Annotated in this window: 17 protein-coding genes; 14 read left to right on the plus strand and 3 right to left on the minus strand. The window is 68.5% G+C overall.

Annotated elements, in window-relative coordinates; all coding sequences use genetic code 11:
• Positions 1 to 39 precede the first annotated feature (39 nt).
• From OYT95_RS30850 to OYT95_RS30875, 6 genes are all read left to right on the plus strand, one after another.
• On the plus strand, positions 40 to 3,054 hold the full coding sequence (locus OYT95_RS30850; RefSeq protein WP_268789949.1) for an ATP-binding protein: 3,015 nt from the start codon (positions 40 to 42) through the stop codon (positions 3,052 to 3,054).
• A gap of 48 nt (positions 3,055 to 3,102) precedes the next feature.
• Positions 3,103 to 4,536: an FAD-binding oxidoreductase gene (locus OYT95_RS30855; RefSeq protein WP_268789950.1), complete on the plus strand. Its 1,434-nt coding sequence runs from the start codon at positions 3,103 to 3,105 to the stop codon at positions 4,534 to 4,536.
• A 9-nt stretch (positions 4,537 to 4,545) separates the two neighbouring features.
• Positions 4,546 to 4,977: a YkvA family protein gene (locus tag OYT95_RS30860; RefSeq protein WP_268789951.1), complete on the plus strand. Its 432-nt coding sequence runs from the start codon at positions 4,546 to 4,548 to the stop codon at positions 4,975 to 4,977.
• A gap of 69 nt (positions 4,978 to 5,046) precedes the next feature.
• Positions 5,047 to 5,526 (plus strand): DUF1990 family protein, encoded by a 480-nt coding sequence (locus OYT95_RS30865; RefSeq protein ID WP_268789952.1) that lies wholly within the window; start codon positions 5,047 to 5,049, stop codon positions 5,524 to 5,526.
• Positions 5,527 to 5,639: 113 nt separating this feature from the next.
• The gene (locus OYT95_RS30870) at positions 5,640 to 6,383 is read left to right on the plus strand and encodes a GntR family transcriptional regulator (RefSeq protein ID WP_268789953.1); all 744 of its coding nucleotides are present in this window, start codon (positions 5,640 to 5,642) and stop codon (positions 6,381 to 6,383) included.
• Positions 6,384 to 6,425: 42 nt separating this feature from the next.
• A complete protein-coding gene (locus tag OYT95_RS30875; protein WP_268789954.1) occupies positions 6,426 to 6,833 on the plus strand; it encodes a DUF3224 domain-containing protein in 408 nt (135 codons plus the stop codon).
• 166 nt (positions 6,834 to 6,999) lie between these two features.
• On the opposite strand, the gene OYT95_RS30880 is transcribed toward OYT95_RS30875, so the two are convergent.
• Together OYT95_RS30880 and OYT95_RS30885 are read right to left on the minus strand one after the other, a co-directional pair.
• Positions 7,000 to 7,464 (minus strand): PTS sugar transporter subunit IIA, encoded by a 465-nt coding sequence (locus OYT95_RS30880; RefSeq protein ID WP_268789955.1) that lies wholly within the window; start codon positions 7,462 to 7,464, stop codon positions 7,000 to 7,002.
• Positions 7,461 to 7,691, minus strand: coding sequence for a glucose PTS transporter subunit EIIB (locus tag OYT95_RS30885; RefSeq protein WP_005563039.1), 231 nt, complete (start codon positions 7,689 to 7,691; stop codon positions 7,461 to 7,463). Before OYT95_RS30885 ends, OYT95_RS30880 begins: the two co-directional genes overlap by 4 nt.
• A gap of 247 nt (positions 7,692 to 7,938) precedes the next feature.
• On the opposite strand from OYT95_RS30885, the gene OYT95_RS30890 reads away from it, so the two are divergent.
• The 8 genes from OYT95_RS30890 (at position 7,939) to OYT95_RS30925 (ending at position 15,723) form a co-directional block, all read left to right on the plus strand.
• Complete coding sequence (locus OYT95_RS30890; RefSeq protein WP_052033584.1) at positions 7,939 to 9,180, plus strand: PTS transporter subunit EIIC; 1,242 nt, start codon at positions 7,939 to 7,941, stop codon at positions 9,178 to 9,180.
• On the plus strand, positions 9,177 to 9,452 hold the full coding sequence (locus OYT95_RS30895) for an HPr family phosphocarrier protein (protein ID WP_005563035.1): 276 nt from the start codon (positions 9,177 to 9,179) through the stop codon (positions 9,450 to 9,452). The genes OYT95_RS30890 and OYT95_RS30895 overlap by 4 nt, the downstream gene beginning before the upstream one ends.
• Complete coding sequence (ptsP, locus tag OYT95_RS30900; RefSeq protein WP_268789956.1) at positions 9,452 to 11,131, plus strand: phosphoenolpyruvate--protein phosphotransferase; 1,680 nt, start codon at positions 9,452 to 9,454, stop codon at positions 11,129 to 11,131. The genes OYT95_RS30895 and ptsP overlap by 1 nt, the downstream gene beginning before the upstream one ends.
• Entirely contained in the window at positions 11,128 to 12,312 is a 1,185-nt protein-coding gene (locus tag OYT95_RS30905) for an N-acetylglucosamine-6-phosphate deacetylase (protein WP_268789957.1), read from the plus strand. The genes ptsP and OYT95_RS30905 overlap by 4 nt, the downstream gene beginning before the upstream one ends.
• Positions 12,300 to 13,079, plus strand: coding sequence for a glucosamine-6-phosphate deaminase (nagB, locus tag OYT95_RS30910; protein WP_268789958.1), 780 nt, complete (start codon positions 12,300 to 12,302; stop codon positions 13,077 to 13,079). Before OYT95_RS30905 ends, nagB begins: the two co-directional genes overlap by 13 nt.
• Positions 13,080 to 13,793 (plus strand): copper homeostasis protein CutC, encoded by a 714-nt coding sequence (locus OYT95_RS30915; protein WP_268789959.1) that lies wholly within the window; start codon positions 13,080 to 13,082, stop codon positions 13,791 to 13,793. It abuts the gene before it with no gap.
• A gap of 79 nt (positions 13,794 to 13,872) precedes the next feature.
• The gene (locus OYT95_RS30920) at positions 13,873 to 15,195 is read left to right on the plus strand and encodes an HNH endonuclease (protein ID WP_268789960.1); all 1,323 of its coding nucleotides are present in this window, start codon (positions 13,873 to 13,875) and stop codon (positions 15,193 to 15,195) included.
• 36 nt (positions 15,196 to 15,231) lie between these two features.
• Complete coding sequence (locus tag OYT95_RS30925) at positions 15,232 to 15,723, plus strand: pyridoxamine 5'-phosphate oxidase family protein (protein WP_037240032.1); 492 nt, start codon at positions 15,232 to 15,234, stop codon at positions 15,721 to 15,723.
• 4 nt (positions 15,724 to 15,727) lie between these two features.
• Here OYT95_RS30925 and OYT95_RS30930 read toward each other — a convergent pair whose 3' ends face one another.
• Positions 15,728 to 16,315: a nucleotidyltransferase family protein gene (locus tag OYT95_RS30930; RefSeq protein WP_268789961.1), complete on the minus strand. Its 588-nt coding sequence runs from the start codon at positions 16,313 to 16,315 to the stop codon at positions 15,728 to 15,730.
• Positions 16,316 to 16,348 lie beyond the last annotated feature (33 nt).

Genomic DNA, 16,348 nt, shown 5'->3' on the forward strand with positions numbered 1-16,348 from the left:
GGAAGCTCGCCTCGTTCCGCGACCGGGAGCTGGTCAGTCATGTTGACGGTCTACCTGCTCGGCGAACAGCGTGTATCGAACCCGGAGGATGTCCGGGTCGGCCCCATCTCGTCACGGGCGATCGCGCTGCTGGCCTATCTGGTGCTGCACGCCGGTCTCGCCCAGTCGAGGAACCGTCTCGCAGGGCTGTTCTGGCCGGAGTCGAGCGAGCAGCAGGCCCGCACCAACCTCCGGCGGGAACTGCACAACCTTCGCGGTCTCCTCGGATCGGACGGTGCGCTCGCGGCGGACGGGCCGACGCTCACCTGGACGGACTCGCCGTCGTGCCGGGTGGACGTCGACACTTTCCGCAACGAGCGGTCGTCCGCCGTCGCCGCCCTCGCCGATTCCGACGCGCGGGCATTTCTCGATCACGCGGACCGCGCGATCGACACCTATCGCGGCGAGCTCATGCCCGGCACGTACGAAGACTGGGTCCTCGAGCACCGCGAGGTGCTGCGCAGGCAGTGCGTCGAACTCTGTGAGGCGACGGTGCGGGTGTTGCGGGAGTCGGGTGACGTGGAGACGGCCACGGCGTGCGCACGCCGGCGTATCCAGCTCGACCCACTGGAGGAGGTCGGGTACCGGACGCTCATGGAACTGCAGGCCGCGTCGGGCGACCGGGCGGCGGCGATGACCACCTACCACCGGTGCGCGGCCGTTCTGGAAACCGAACTCGCGGTCGCACCGAGCGCGGCGACCAGCAGACTGTTCGACAACCTGCTGGGGGAGCACCCGAGGGCCGGTGCCGCCGCATCTCGCAGGCCCGAACGCGTCCGGGCCGCGGTGCCCGCTCTGATCGGACGGGAGCGTGAACGCGGGGAGCTACAACGGCGCTGGCGGCAGTCGCTCGACGGCAGGCAGGGACTGCTGCTCGTCTCGGGGGACGCGGGTGTCGGCAAGACCCGGTTGACCACCGAACTCGCGGAGATCGCCCGCGCCGACGGGGCGGTGGTGGCGACGACGCGGTGTTTCGGACTGCCGGGCCGCGTCGCGCTGGCGCCCGTCGCCGAGTGGCTGCGCAGCCCGGGATTTCGGTCCGCCATCGGGTCGCTGAACCCGATGTGGCGGGCCGAGGTCGAACGGCTGGTCCCGAGCGCCGAGGCCGGGCCGCGACCGTCGACGTCCCGGGCGATGGTGGACGCATGGCAGCGTCACCGCTTCTTCGAGGGAACGACGCGGGCGGTGCTGTCGTCCGGCCGGCCGGTCCTGCTCGTCCTCGACGATCTGCAGTGGTGTGACGCGGAGACGGCGGCCTGGCTGGCGTTCCTGCTCTCACTCGACACCCACATGTGCGTCCTGGTGGCGGCGACCGCCCGCACGGACGAGGCGCGGTCCCGCCACGATGTGCGGGAAGCGCTGCGAGCCCTCCGGTCGGCACGGCTGGTCACGGACGTCGAGGTGGACCCGTTGACCTCGGAGGGGACCGCGGAACTGGCGCGGTCCCTCGGCGGCCTGGCGCTGGACCCCGCGGAGGAGGCGGTCCTGTACGCCGCGACCGGGGGCTACCCGCTGTACGTCGTCGAGGCCGCCAGGATGGTGCCCGGCACGGATGCGACCGGGGGCGCCGACGACCTGGGGGAGGTGCTGCAGCGGCGGCTCGAACAGTGCTCGGAACCCGCGCGGGACGTCGCCGGCCTTGCCGCTGCGCTCGGCACGGATTTCGATCTGGACCTGCTCAGCGAGGCGAGCGACCTGGACACGGATTCTCTCGTCCAGGCGGTGGACGAACTGTGGCGGCGGAGGATCGTCCGGCCGGCGGGCACCGGCTACGACTTCGTGCACGACCTGGTCCGGGAGGCCGCGTACCGCTCGGTCAGCCCGCCGCGCCGCTGGCTCCTGCATCGGCGCCTCGCGCAGGGACTCGAACTTCTCCACGCGGGCAGCACCGACGACGTGGCAGCGCAGCTCGCCGAGCAGTACCGGCGCGGCGGCCGCCCCGACCGCGCCCTCCAGTACCTGCAGCGCGCCGCCGAGATGGCAGCCAGCATGTTCGCGAACGCGGAGGCTCTGCGGCACTTCCGGGACTGCCTCGACCTTCTCGAGGCGATGCCGGTAGGCCGCAACCGGGACGCTCACGAGGTGGACGTGCGGCAGGGCATGTCGGCGCCGCTGACCACCCTGTACGGGTACTCCTCCGCCGAGCTCGAGCAGACGCTGGACCGCACCGTGGAGCTGGGGCAGCGTCTCCGCCGGCCGAAAATCGTGCTCGGCGCCCTGATCGGATTGTTCGCGGCACATTTCGTGCAGGGGCACACCGCGCATGCCCACGGCATCGGCGCGCGTGCCCTCGAACTGTCCGCGGCCGATCCCGAATTCGAGGGTCAGGCGCAGTTCTCCGTAGCGGGGGCTGCCCTGGCTCTCGGCCGGCCGAAAGAAGCGATCGAACATTTCGACGTCGCGCTGGGATCGTTCTCCGACGACTATTCCTTCATCCTCGGAACCAGGCTCGAAGTGCATGCCCACGCCTGGGAGTCGCACGCGTACTGGATGATCGGTGACGAGCAGAAGGCGGCGCGGTCGTGCGCGGATGCCCTCGCATTGGGCAGGACCTGCGGCCACCCCTACAGTCTCGCGGTGGCGTTGGGATACGCGTCGGTGCTGAATCAGATGCGAGGCGACGACACCGCGCTCCTCGCCTCACTCACCGAGTTGCGGGAGCTGTGCGAGCGCTACCACTTCGCCTACTACAGCCAGTGGTCGCAGATCCTCGAAGGCAGGCTCGTCGGCGGCGAACCCGGTATCGCGAAGATCCGCCAGGGGCTCGCCGAGTTGCGGCGGCAGCGGGCGTTCGCGCGCATGGCCTACTGGCTCTCGCTGCTGGCGGAGGTCCAGATCGACGTCGGTCACACCTGCGCGGCCCGTGCCACGCTCGATGCCGCCCTGATCGCCGCCGAGCAATACGACGACCGCTGGTGGTTGCCGCAGGTGCTGCGTCTGCGTGCGGGCGCCGGGCCGTTCGCGGGCGGGACGTCGGCGCGAACGGTGCGCGAACGCCGGATTCCTACGGTGTGAATTACCAGGTAAGGCCCGTCCGGGGCCCGCCGATCCGAGGAGAAGGTCATGAGCACCACCACCACGAATTCGACACCGTCGACGACGACGCCGCCCCCCTACGCAGAACTGGCCGCATCGTTGCGCGGAGAGTTGATCACCCCCGACGACGACGGCTACGACGACGCGCGTGCGGTGTACAACGCGATGATCGACCGTCGACCCGCGGCCATCGCACGGTGCGCCAACGCCGCGGATGTCGTCGCGTGCGTGCGGTTCGCGCGGGAGCATCACGTCGAACTCGCGGTTCGCGGCGGGGGCCACAACGCGGGAGGTCTCGGCGTGTGGGACGACGCCCTCGTGATCGATCTGTCGGGGATGCGCGCAACCACGGTGTCGCCGGCCGACCGGACCGTCCGGGTGGACGGCGGGTGCACCTGGAGCGACGTCGACCATGCCACCGTGCCGTTCGGCATGGCCACCCCGTCCGGGTTCATCGCCTCCACCGGTGTCGGCGGGCTGACGCTCGGCGGCGGAATCGGCTACCTGACGCGCCGTTTCGGTCTCACCGTGGACAACCTACTCAGCGCCGATGTCGTCCTTGCCGACGGCACTCTGGTGACGGCGAGCGAACGGTCCCACCCGGACCTGTTCTGGGCGCTGAAGGGAGGCGGCGGAAACTTTGGTGTGGTCACGTCGTTCCAGTTCGCGTGTCACGACATCGGCGACCACGGCACCGTCGTCGGCGGGCCGGTGCTGTACGACCTGGAAGACACCCCCGACGTGATGCGGTGGTATCGCGAACTCCTGCCGTCGCTGCCCGAGGAACTCAATGGCTGGATCGGCCTGCTGACCATTCCGCCGGCGCCCCCGTTCCCCGAGGAACTGTGGGGACGCAAGGCGTGCGGCATCGTCTGGTGCTACACCGGCGACCCGGACAAGGCCGACGCGGTACTCGGACCGATCCGCGACTTCGGAAACCCACTGCTGGTCGGACTTCACGAAATGCCATTCACCGCATTGCAATCCGCCTTCGACGGACTGTACCCGGCGGGATTGCAGTGGTACTGGCGCGCGGACTTCGTCCGGGAGATCTCCGACGACGCCATCGACATCCATCTCGAGTTCGGCCGTCAGCTGCCCACCGGTCATTCGACCATGCACATGTATCCCATCGACGGCGCGGCGACGCGGGTCGCCGAGGATGCCACGGCGTTCGCGTACCGGGACGGCGGCTGGGCCGGGGTGATCGTCGGTGTCGACCCGGATCCGGCCAACGCCGAGGTCATCACGGACTGGGCCAAGCGGTACTGGGAGGCCCTCCACCCGACGACGGCGGGCGGGGCGTACGTCAATTTCATGATGTCCGAGGGCGAGGACCGCGTGCGTGCCTCCTACCTCGGCAACTACGACCGGCTCGCACAGGTGAAGGCGAAGTACGATCCGGACAACCTCTTCCACGTGAACCAGAACATCCGTCCCGCGGTCCGGTCGGAGCAATAGGCGCAGCGTATGGATCCGGGGCAGGTGTGGGCGGCGGCATGGCCAATCCTGATCGGCGCGGCAGCGGGATTGCTGGCCGTCTGGGTGGTGCTGGCGCTCGTGCTGTGGCGATCGAGACCCGACAGCACCGGGATCGGGGAGGCGATCCGGCTGCTGCCGGATCTGCTCCGTCTCCTGCGCCGACTCGCGGCCGATCCGGACCTGCCCCGCGGTGTGCGCGTCCGGCTCGTCCTGCTGCTGGTCTATCTCGCGGTTCCGATCGATCTGATACCCGATTTCGTCCCCGTCATCGGATACGCCGACGACGTGATCATCATCGGTTTCACGCTTCGTTCGGTGGTTCGCCGCGCGGGTCCGCAGGTCGTGGCCCGGCACTGGCCGGGCACCCCGGAAGGCCTCGAGGCCGTGCGCCGGGTAACGTGCCTTTCCACCTGCTCGTGACGTCCGGACCGAGAGGATCCCGCCATCACTACCTCCCGAGACGACCTGCCCGCGTTCACGTACCCGGAGGTGGGTGCGAGCCGCGACGTTCCCTTCCCCGCGGGATATCACCATCTGACCGAGCAGAAGGTGATCGGTTACGGGGCAGACGCATTCGACGCGGCCGCCACCCACCTCTGTGCCTGGGGTATGCACCGCGGCGCCGGGCTGGACGTGCGGGCCGACGCTCCGACGGCCGCACCCGGCACGTCGGTGGAACTGCGATGGGGCATCGGTCCGCTTCGGCTGACGTTCTCCTGCCGGGTCGTCTACGTGGTCGACGAACCGCATCGCACGGGATTCGCCTACGGGACGCTGCCGGGTCACCCCGAGAGCGGAGAGGAGAGCTTCGTCGTCGAACAGCGGCCGGACGGCACCGTGCTCGCGACCATCTCGGCGTTCTCGAAACCGGGTCGGTGGTTCACCCGGCTCGGCGGACCCGCGGGCCGGGTCGTGCAGCGGGTGATGACGCGCAAGTATCTGGAGGTGTTGGCCGAGGCCGCACGGTAGGCCGGAGCGTCCGGATCACGTATTCTCGTGGTTGGACCGGACCGGACGGGACCTTTGCAGTCCCACTGTCTGATCCGATGTGTCCGACCCCTGACAGAGCTGGAGCCGCCGGAATGATGCCCGTACATCTACGCGACAGCGTGATTCCGAAGCACGAGCAACTCCGTGCCATCCTGCTGCACAAGTGCACCAAGGAACTTCAGCCCGGCGACCTGATGACGAGTGAACGAAAACTGATGCAGGACTACGGCGTCAGTCGGATCACGGTTCGGGAGGCGATCGGGCAGCTCGTCAACGAGGGCCACCTGGTGCGGGTGCGTGGCAAGGGCACGTTCGTGGCGCATCGTCCGGTGCAGTCGAAACTCCACCTGGCCTCGTTCACGGAGGAGATGCGGGCGCAGGGGCACAAGCCGACGACGGTGGTGCTCGAGAGCGAGGAGGACGCGGCGCCGGAGGCCACCGCGAAGGCGCTGCGCATCGCGCCGGACACCAGCGCCTATCACGTCAAACGGCTGCGGCTGGCGGACGGCGAACCGGTCAGCGTGGACGACGGGTGGTTCAACGCCGCGCTGCTTCCCGGCCTGCTGGACCTCGACCTCACGGGCTCGATCTACCGGGCCACCGCCGACAAGTACGGCATGCCGATCGACCGGGCGGAGCAGACCGTGAGTGCCGACGGGGCGAGCCAGGAGATCGCGACCCTGCTCGGCATCAAGAAGGGCGCCCCGGTGATGTACTTCGACCGGGTGTCCTTCAGCGGCCCCACACCGGTCGAGCACACCCGCAGCTGGTACCGGTCCGATCGCTATCAACTGCAGATGGAAGTTCAGGGGGAGCGGGCTCAGCGCAGCGTCTGAGCCAGGCTTACAGTTGTCGGTCCGGTCTGGCATTCTCTGCTCATGGCTGACACCACAACGCAACGAACAGTCAAGGCCGAGTTCGACATCGACAGCTGGGATGAGATTCCCTACGACGAGCCAGCCGAAGGCCCGAAATTGACCAGGGTCGTGATCCGCAAGACCTACCGAGGCGCTCTGGCGGGAACCGGGGTCGCGGAGGTTCTGACCGCGCAGGGTCCCGAAGGTGCCGGTTACGTGGCGTCGGAACGCATCCAAGCGACACTGGACGGCCGGCACGGAACGTTCGTCATTCAACATGGCGGTCTGGCCGACGGCCCGGACCAGACTACGTTCGGCACCGTGATCCCGCATTCGGGTACTGCGGAACTGACCGGACTGTCCGGTCACGCCACCGAGGCCAGCCAAGGCGTCCTGACTCTCATCTACAGCATCGAGCACCCGTCCTGAAGCCTTCACGGTCGCGGCCACTCGGGAACCGCGGCCGACATGAATCAGCCGCACGCTGAGTTGATTTCATGGCGAGTTGCGCCGGCACCCGGACAATGGTGCGGACCGGCGTACCCTCGCCGACCCGCACCACGTCGATGTGTCCGAACGCAGGTTCCCTCTGTCCCTACGGCGCCGTCCAGTCGAACAGGGCGTCGCCCGTGCTCACGTCGGATCCCACGGTGTCGGTGGACACCGAATCCGGCGTGGAATCCATGACGACGATCGGGCAGATGGCGGAGTATCCCGTGCCGTCGATCTCGGTCGGATCGAACCGCACCACGGGATCACCCGCGTCGACCTCGTCACCTTCCGCCGCCAGCAGGGTGAACCCCTCGCCCTTCAGCTTCACGGTGTCGATTCCCAGGTGCACCAGCACACCGCCGCCCGCCGAGCCCAGGATGACGAACGCGTGCGGGTGCAGTTTGAGGATCTTGCCCGAGATCGGTGCGAGCACGTCGAGAGCGCCACGGTCGCGCGCTGGTTCGATCGCGACTCCGGCACCCACCATCTGTCCGGCGAACACGGGGTCGGGCACGTCGGCGAGGGCGAGCACTCGGCCGGGCAGCGGAGCCTGAACGGACAGGCTCACAGGATGTCCTCGATGTCCTCGGCCAGCGTGTCCGCCTCGGGGCCGACGATGACCTGGACGACGCTGCCCGCCTTCAACACGCCGTGGGCGCCTGCGGCCTTGAGTGCGGCCTCGTCGACCTTGGCGCCGTCCTTGACCTCGGTGCGCAGGCGGGTGATGCAGGCCTCGATCTCGACGATGTTGTCGGCACCGCCGAGGCCGCTGATGATTGCGTCCGCTTTGGACATCGGTTCTCCCTCGTAGTTCGCGTTCGAGCTGCAGGTGATGGTGCTGGATGGGTTAGCTGGATCACATTTGCCTGTTGACATCCTGTGCTCACCTGGTCAAACTAGCAACTGGTTATGACCGGACAGTACCCGTTGGGGGTGCTGGTCCACAATAGTTTTCCCGAAGCCGTACGACGCGCTCGCCGCCGCCGGTTTCGGGACTCACCAGACGCCGATTCGGCGACCGAAGCGCACAGAGAAGGCCGATATGACTGTCGTAGACAGCCCGAAAAAGGAATCAGCGGTGTTTGCCGGGTTACAGCGCCTCGGGCGCAGCCTGATGCTGCCGATCGCGGTACTTCCCGCGGCCGGCATCTTGCTGCGGCTCGGCCAGGACGACCTCCTCGGCCGATTCGACTCGATGCACACCGCCGCGTCCGTCATCTCCGCAGCCGGCCAGGCAGTGTTCACCTGGCTGCCCCTCATCTTCGCGGTGGGCATCGCCATCGGATGGGCCAAGAAGGCCGACGGGTCCACCGCCCTGGCCGCAGTGGTCGGATACATGGTCATCAACGGTGTGTTCGAGGCCATGTCGCCGGTCGTCCTCGAAGGCAAGACCGATCCGAACGGCGACCAGGCGCTGATCAACTACGGTGTGCTCGCGGGCATCGTGATGGGACTGCTGTCCGCAATTCTGTGGCAGCGGTTCTACCGCACCAAACTGCCCGACTACCTCGGATTCTTCAACGGGCGCAGGCTCGTTCCCATCCTCACCGCCCTCACCGGTCTCGTCGTCGGCGTCCTCATGGCGTTCCTGTACCCGGCGTTCAACTCCGCGCTGACGTGGGTGGGCGAGACCGTCGCCGAGAACTCCGTCGTCGGTGGCGGCGTCTACGGCATGGCCAACCGCCTGCTCATCCCGACCGGACTGCATCACATCCTGAACTCCACCGTGTGGTTCCTCGTCGGCGACTACCAGAACGCGAGCGGCGAACTCGTCCGCGGCGACCTCAACCGGTTCTTCGCCGGCGACCCCAGTGCAGGCATCTTCATGACCGGCTTCTTCCCGATCATGATGTTCGCCCTTCCCGCTGCCGCACTGGCGATCTGGCGCAACGCGCGGCCGTCGCAGAAGAAGGTCGTGGGTGGCATCATGCTCTCCACCGCGCTGACGGCGTTCCTCACCGGGATCACCGAGCCCCTCGAATTCGCGTTCATGTTCGTCGCCTGGCCGCTGTACCTGATCCACGCGTTCCTCACCGGCACCTCGATGGCGCTCGTCAACGCGCTCGGCATCCACGACGGATTCACGTTCTCCGCAGGCTTCTTCGACTACGTGCTCAACTTCGGCAAGGCCACCAACGCGTGGATGCTGATCCCCATCGGGCTCGGGTACGCGGTGATCTATTACGTCCTGTTCAGCTTCGTCATCAAGAAATGGAACCTGCGCACTCCCGGTCGGGAGGACGACGCGGAAACGAGCGCCGACACGGAAAAGGCAGGTCAGTGAGCATGGCTACACGAACGGTCCTCATCGGTTCGAAGGTCGGACTGCACGCCCGTCCCGCTGCGAAGTTCACCCAGGCCGCCGCGGCGGTACCGGTCGCAGTGCAGATCGCGGTCGGCGAGTCCGCGCCGGTGGACGCAGGCAGCATGCTCGCGGTGATGACTCTCGGCGCCGAATTCGGCACCGAGGTGACGATCACCGCGGAAGGGGAGGGCAGCGAGGAGGCCCTCGACCGCCTCGCCGACCTGCTCGCCTCCGACCTCGACGCCGCCTGATGTCGACGGCTACCGAAGTTCTCGTGCACGGCCTCGGGGTGAGTCCGGGGCTGGTCTGCGCACCCTGGCTCGCGTTCGGGACACCGGTCGCGACGTCGGCCGAAGACCCTGTCGGCGAATCGGTCACGGCCGAACTCGCCCGTGTGCGGGACGCCCTCGCGACCGTGTCCGGCGATCTCGAAGCCCGCGCCGCGCAGGTGGACGGCGTCGCGTCCGAGATCCTGCTCGTGTCGGCTTCCATGGCCCGCGACCCGGGAATCGTGTCCGCCGCCGAGGAGAACCTCCGCGCAGGCATGCCGACGGCACACGCCGTGAGCGTCGCGTTCGCCGGCTACTGCGCCAAGCTCGAGGCCCTCGGTGGGTATCTGGCCGAGCGTGTCGCGGACCTGCGTGACCTCGGGAACCGTGCGGTCGCGGTACTGCTGGGGGTGCCGATGCCCGGCATCCCCGATCCCGGGCATCCGTTCGTTCTCGTCGCTCGGGATCTCTCGCCCGCGGACACCGCGATGCTCGGCGGTAGCGACGTGGTCGGGCTGCTCACCGCAGAGGGCGGACCGACTTCTCACACTGCGATCCTGGCGAAATCGCTCGGCCTGCCCGCGATCGTGAACTGCGCCGAACTCGACCGGTTGGTCGAGGGAAGGCCTGTGGTGCTCGACGGGACGACCGGCGAGATCGTCGTCGACCCCAGCGACCTCCGGCAGGCCGAGGTGGCGGAACAGATCACGGAGGCGCGAGCGCGGGTGGAGGGTTCGCGGGGACCGGGGCGCACCCGGGACGGGGCACCCGTCGGGTTGCTCGTCAACATCGGGACGGTCGACGACGCCGCGCGTGCCGCTACCGCGGATTCGGAGGGTGTCGGGCTGTTCCGGACCGAATTCCTGTACCTCGGTAGGCAGATCGCGCCCGCCCTCGACGAGCAGATCGCCACCTACACCTCGGTGCTCGAGCAGTTCGCGGGACGCAAGGTGGTGGTCCGGACACTCGACAGCGGCTCCGACAAACCACTGCCGTTCCTGGACCTCGGCGCGGAGGAGAACCCGGCTCTTGGCGTGCGGGGGCTGCGGGTCGGCACCGTCTACCCGGACGTCCTGGCCACCCAGTTGGAGGCGCTCGGCGCTGCCGCGGCCACTACCGGCGCGGACCTGTGGGTGATGGCGCCGATGGTCGCGACGGCCGAGGAGGCGGAGGGGTTCGCCGCGCTCGCCCGCGCGCGGGGTATCGCCACGGTCGGGGCGATGATCGAGATCCCCTCGGCGGCGCTGCGTGCCCGCGACCTGCTCGAACACCTCGATTTCGTCAGTATCGGGACCAACGACCTCAGCCAGTACACGTGCGCCGTGGACCGGATGGCAGGCAGCCTCGCCCCACTGCTCGACCCGTGGCAGCCCGCCGTCCTGGACCTGATCGGCCTGGTCGGCGCGGCAGGGACAGAGGCAGGCGCACCCGTCGGTGTCTGCGGGGAAGCCGCGTCCGATCCTGCGCTGGCGCCGGTGCTGGTCGGGTTGGGCGTCACCAGCCTGTCCATGGTGGCCCCGTCGCTGGGCGCTGTGCGTGCCCGTCTGGCCGCCACCGACCTCGGCCTGTGCCGGGAGATGGCCGCCGCCGCACGCGCCGCACGGTCCCCGCAGGCCGGACGATCGGCTGTGGCAGCTCTCGCGTCCGGAGCGCTTCGATGATCCTGCGTGGCAAGGTCGTCGTGGAGGACGGCGTGATCGCCGACGGTGTGGTGGTCACCGACGACGACCGCATCTCCTGGGTCGGCTCCGCGGTGCAGTACCGCGGACAGGTGCCGTTGCCGGAACCGAGTTCGTCGATACTGTTGCCGGGCCTGATCGACCTGCACTGCCACGGCGGCGCCGGCGCGGGGTTTCCCAACACCGACGCCGACGGCGCCGGGCGGGCCGCGGATCATCACCGCGAGCACGGCACCACCGGACTGCTCGGCAGCCTGGTCTCGGCGGGGGAGCAGGACCTTCTCCGGCAGGCCGGGGTTCTCGCCGATCTGGTGGAACGCGGTGAGCTCCTCGGGATCCACCTGGAGGGCCCGTTCATTTCCGGTGCCCGGTGCGGTGCGCAGGATCCCGCGTCCGTGATCCCCGGCGATCCCGGCCTGTTCGAGCGGATCTGCGACGCGGCGCGCGGCACCGTCCGGTCGATGACCCTGGCGCCGGAGACCGCGCACTTCGGCGAACTTCTCGCCGCGATGCGCCGGCGTGACGTGCTACCGAGCCTCGGCCATACCGACACCGACGCGGCGACCACGTCCGCGAGGATCGCCGACGCCTCCGGCGGCCCACTGACCGCCACACACCTGTTCAACGCGATGCCGCCACTGCACCACCGCGCGCCGGGGCCGGTGGCCGCATTCCTGGCCGCGGCCGGTCGAGGAGACATCGTCGTCGAATTGATCGCGGACGGAGTGCATCTCGCGCCCGAGACCGTGTCGATGGTGTTCGACACCGTCGGACCCGACCAGATCGTCCTCGTCAGTGACGCCATGGCCGCCGCCGGCGTCACGGACGGCGACTACCAGCTCGGGCCCCTGGACGTGCGCGTCTCGCACGGTGTGGCCCGGCTCGCGACCACCGACGGGTCCGAGGGGGCCATCGCGGGCGGCACCGCACGACTGCTGGACGTGGTCCGCACCGCCGTCGTCGACAGCGGCGTCGGACTCGTCGACGCCGTCGCTTCCGCCACCAGGACTCCCGCCCGGCTGCTCGGCCTGGAGTCCGAACACGGCAGCCTCGCCCCGGGCCGCCGCGCCGATATCGTCGTGACCGATCACCAACTGCGCCCCCGCGGCGTGTTCGTCGGCGGAATACCCGCCGAAACGGAAGGACTCGCATGGAAATCGTAATCCGGCAGACGCCGTCGGAGGTCGGCTCGACCGTCGCGGACATCGTCGAGGGGTACGTGCGCCGCGGTCCGACGACGCTCGGCCTCGCGACCGGCTCGTCCCCGCTCGGGAGCTACCGGGAACTCGCCCGCAGGCACCGTGAGTCCGGACTGGACTTCTCGGAAGCTCGGGCATTTCTGCTGGACGAGTACGTCGGAATTCCGAAAAGCCATGATCAGTCGTACTTCTCGGTGATCCGCTCGGAGTTCGTCGACCACGTGAACCTCGACCCGGATCGTGTGCTCAGCCCGAACGGCGAATCGCCCGACGTCGCCGAGGAAGGTGCGCGGTACGACGCGGCCATCGCCGAGGCGGGTGGCGTCGACGTGCAGCTTCTCGGCATCGGGACCGACGGCCACATCGGATTCAACGAGCCGGGCTCCGCGCTGACCTCCCGCACCCGCGTCAAGACCCTCACCGAGCAGACCCGCCTCGACAACGCGCGGTTCTTCGACAGCGTCGACGACGTCCCGCACCACGTCCTCACCCAGGGGCTGGGCACCATCAGCGAAGCCCGGCACCTGGTGATGATCGCGTTCGGCAAGGGCAAGGCCGAGGCGATCGCCGCCGCCGCGGAGGGACCGCTCGCCGCGTTCTGCCCGGCGTCGGTGATGCAGCTGCACCGGCACGTGACCGTCGTGATCGACGAAGCCGCGGCGAGCAAGTTGCAGCTCGCCGACTACTACCGGTATGCGCTGGAACACAAGCCTTCCTGGCAGTCGTTCTAGATGACACCCGTACTCGAATTGGCGGTCCAGGACGTCGCGGGTGCCCGGATCGCGCGGCGTGCCGGCGCGGTGCGCGTCGAATTGTGCACCGCGCTCGGCGCGACCGGCGGGTTGACGCCGAGCCTCGGCATGATCGAAGCGGTCGCGGCCCAGGGGATCGCGGTGCACCCGCTGATCCGTTGCCGACCCGGCGGATTCGTCTACGACGCCGACGAGATCGCGGTCATGGCCCGCGACGTCCGGGCTGCGGCGAGCGCCGGAGCGGCCGGGGTCGTGCTCGGTGCACTCACGCCCGACATGTCCGTCGACCGGGACGCTCTGGGTCGCCTACTCGACGGCATCGACCCGTACGCGGTCGAGGTGACGTTCCATCGTGCGATGGACGTCGTCGCCGACAGGGCGACCGCCATCGACACGCTCGCGCGGTCGGGGATCATCCGGGTCCTCACCTCGGGAGGAGCGCCGCGGTGCATCGACGGCCTCGACGCCCTGTCCGGCATGGTCGCCCACGCGCACGGGCGGATCCAAGTGATGGCAGGTGGCGGGATCCGCGTCGAGGACATCGCCGCGGTCGCGGGCACCGGTGTCGACGCCGTGCACCTCTCCGCTCGCCGCACCGTCACCGACAGCGGTGGTCCCGGCGGTGGGTCCGGCGGCTACGACGCCGTCGATGAATCCCTCGCCCGGGCCGCGGCGGCGGCGCTGGGGGTCTGATTTCATCGGCTATTGCCGGTGGTGCAGATAGGCTGCTAGAGTCGAACATGCATTCGAACTGCCTTGGGGGAGGTTGGTTGTGGGGGAAGTGATGGCACCGGATCTGGCCGAGTTGCGTGCGTTCACGGCGCGGCTGCGTGTGGTGTCCGCCGGCGGGGATGCGGGGTTGGGGATCGAGTGGCTCGATGCGATCGAGGCGTTGAAGTCGGTCGGGTGCGCGGCGCAGGCGGTGATCACCGACGACGTCGCGACCAGTATCCGAAAGGATCGTGAGGCCCGGAGACTTCCGCGATCCGAGTGGGGCCGCGGGATTGCCTCGCAGATTGCATTGGCGCGCAGAGAATCCCCGAACCGTGGCGGCCGACACCTCGGTTTCGCGCAGGCTCTGGTGCACGAGATGCCCCATACGTTGGCCCTGTTGCAGACCGGTCGGCTGAATGAATGGCGGGCCACCCTGTTGGTGCGGGAAACGGCGTGCCTGTCGGCGGCGGATCGGGCAATCGTGGACCGCCGGTTGTGTTCGGACCCGGCCACTCTCGACGGCGTCGGGGACCGCGGTCTGATCGCGAGGGCGAAAGCGTTGGCGGTCGAGCTCGACGCCGCGTCCGTGATGCGTCGGCATCGGAAGGCAGTGTCCGAGCGTCGGGTGACGACGCGTTCGGCGCCGGATTCCATGGCCTTTCTGAGCGTGCTGATGCCGGTCGAGCAGGCGGTGTGTTTGCAGGACACGCTGGGCCGGGATGCGGACAGCCTGATTGCGACCGGCAACAGCGGCGGCCGCACCCGCAATCAGTTGATGGTGGACCTGTTGTTCGAGCGCGGCACCGGAGTATCAGTGGCATCGGGTGTTCCGGTGGCGGTGAACCTCGTGCTCTCGGACGAGACCTTGCTGGCAGGCGGGCACGAGGCGGCGCAGCTGCAGGGGTTCGGGCCGGTGCCGGCGGGGATCGCCCGGCGCCTGGTGGCGGATGCGGTCGGTTCAGAAACCGAGACGTCGTTGCAGCGGGTGTATTCGTGCCCGCAGTCGGGGGCCTTGACTGCGATGGAATCGCAGTCGCGCACGTTTCCGAAGAGTCTGCGGAAGCTGATCGACGTCCGCGATCAGACGTGCCGCACGCCGTGGTGTGATGCGCCGATCCGCCATCACGACCACATCCGCTCTCGCCGAAAGCGTGGTTCCACAAGCGTGCACAACGGGTCCGGGCTGTGTGAGGCCTGCAATTACGCGAAGGAAGGCGACGGGTGGACCGCCCGCCCGGTGAGCAGACCCGGCCGCACCCATCTGCTCGACGTCGGCACTCCGACCGGGCACCACTACCGATCGGCGGCGCCGCCGCTCCCGGCGGCCGCACGACAGTCGGAAGTCGAGGCGGTACTGATCGCACAATTGCGTGCGTCTTGACCCGGTGGCCATGGGAATCGTCGTAGGGTCGTGTGCATGGCCAGCTGGAATGAGTTCGCCGAAGCTGCTCCGCGGATTGCCGCTATCTTCTCCCGCAGGCACGCGGCGACCGGAAACCTGTGCATGCTCGGCACGCTTCGCTCCGACGGATTTCCGCGGATCAGCCCGGTCGAGCCGAGATTCTTCGAGGATCAGTTGTGGATCGCCGGAATGCCGAACACCACGAAGTTCCGGGACCTGGCGCGCGATCCGCGTTTCTGCCTGCACACGGCGACCGTCGACACCGATGTGAAGGAGGGCGACGCGAAGCTGTGGGGTGTCGTCGACGACGTCCAGGACAAGGCCCTGCATCAGCGTTTCGCGCAGGCGCTGTTCGACGAGACCGGGTTCGACATCCGGGGGCAGGAGTTCGATCACTGCTACCGAGCCGACCTTACCGGCGGCTCGGCAGTGGAGGTCGGCGATGGCCACATGGACATCACGATCTGGAAGCCGGGGGAGCCGGAGCACGTCGTGCGGAAGCACTGAACGCTCACTCCGGCCACGGCACCACGGTCAATCGGGGCCATTCCTTCTGCCACCGGGCGGCTTTGGATTCGTACACTTCGCGCGGGGCGAGGACGGGGTTGGGGCGCAGGATCATGTCGAAGAGATCGGTGAATCCGTGGGGAGCGTAGATCTCGTCGTCTCCGGTGGTGTGTCTGCGGATGCCGTAGCAGCAGGTGGTGGAGGCGAAGTGGTCGATCGCGTCCTTGCAGTCGGTGAAGGGTGTCGCGGGCACGCCGAAGTGGTCTTCGTACCAAAGATGCACACGTGCTTCGTTTCTGACCTCGACGCGCACGTCGAGGTCGTCGAACAGGGTGCCGGCTTTCCGGATGACGGCGTCTTCGGCCTCGTAACCGATGTCGCTGTCGTCGAAGTAGAAGAGGTCGTAGTCGTTGATTCCCGACTGCGGGTCGCGGCCGTCGAGGTGGTTCCAGACGGTCTGGAACACGGCTCCTGCGGTGAGGTACCAGTCCGAGAGGCCGAGCTGGGGTGCACGGTCCAGGATCGTGGTGATGCATGGGTTGGTCCGGAGGATGCGGAGGAAGTTCAGCTCCTCGGGAGAGTGGATCAGCATGACCCGATCGTAGGTTCGTGAGCATGACCGGAT

The organism is Rhodococcus sp. JS3073 (assembly GCF_026810085.1).
Taxonomy (GTDB): domain Bacteria; phylum Actinomycetota; class Actinomycetes; order Mycobacteriales; family Mycobacteriaceae; genus Rhodococcus_F; species Rhodococcus_F wratislaviensis.

What these genes read in the sequence shown, in the direction of transcription:
- OYT95_RS30885 (WP_005563039.1), bottom strand. Translation starts at nt 7,691, where the DNA reads ATGTCCAAAGCGGACGCAATCATCAGCGGCCTCGGCGGTGCCGACAAC.
- nagB (WP_268789958.1), top strand. Translation starts at nt 12,300, where the DNA reads ATGGAAATCGTAATCCGGCAGACGCCGTCGGAGGTCGGCTCGACCGTC.
- OYT95_RS30855 (WP_268789950.1), top strand. Translation starts at nt 3,103, where the DNA reads ATGAGCACCACCACCACGAATTCGACACCGTCGACGACGACGCCGCCC.
- OYT95_RS30860 (WP_268789951.1), top strand. Translation starts at nt 4,546, where the DNA reads ATGGATCCGGGGCAGGTGTGGGCGGCGGCATGGCCAATCCTGATCGGC.
- OYT95_RS30915 (WP_268789959.1), top strand. Translation starts at nt 13,080, where the DNA reads ATGACACCCGTACTCGAATTGGCGGTCCAGGACGTCGCGGGTGCCCGG.
- OYT95_RS30850 (WP_268789949.1), top strand. Translation starts at nt 40, where the DNA reads ATGTTGACGGTCTACCTGCTCGGCGAACAGCGTGTATCGAACCCGGAG.
- OYT95_RS30875 (WP_268789954.1), top strand. Translation starts at nt 6,426, where the DNA reads ATGGCTGACACCACAACGCAACGAACAGTCAAGGCCGAGTTCGACATC.
- OYT95_RS30925 (WP_037240032.1), top strand. Translation starts at nt 15,232, where the DNA reads ATGGCCAGCTGGAATGAGTTCGCCGAAGCTGCTCCGCGGATTGCCGCT.
- ptsP (WP_268789956.1), top strand. Translation starts at nt 9,452, where the DNA reads ATGTCGACGGCTACCGAAGTTCTCGTGCACGGCCTCGGGGTGAGTCCG.
- OYT95_RS30905 (WP_268789957.1), top strand. Translation starts at nt 11,128, where the DNA reads ATGATCCTGCGTGGCAAGGTCGTCGTGGAGGACGGCGTGATCGCCGAC.
- OYT95_RS30890 (WP_052033584.1), top strand. Translation starts at nt 7,939, where the DNA reads ATGACTGTCGTAGACAGCCCGAAAAAGGAATCAGCGGTGTTTGCCGGG.
- OYT95_RS30930 (WP_268789961.1), bottom strand. Translation starts at nt 16,315, where the DNA reads ATGCTGATCCACTCTCCCGAGGAGCTGAACTTCCTCCGCATCCTCCGG.
- OYT95_RS30870 (WP_268789953.1), top strand. Translation starts at nt 5,640, where the DNA reads ATGATGCCCGTACATCTACGCGACAGCGTGATTCCGAAGCACGAGCAA.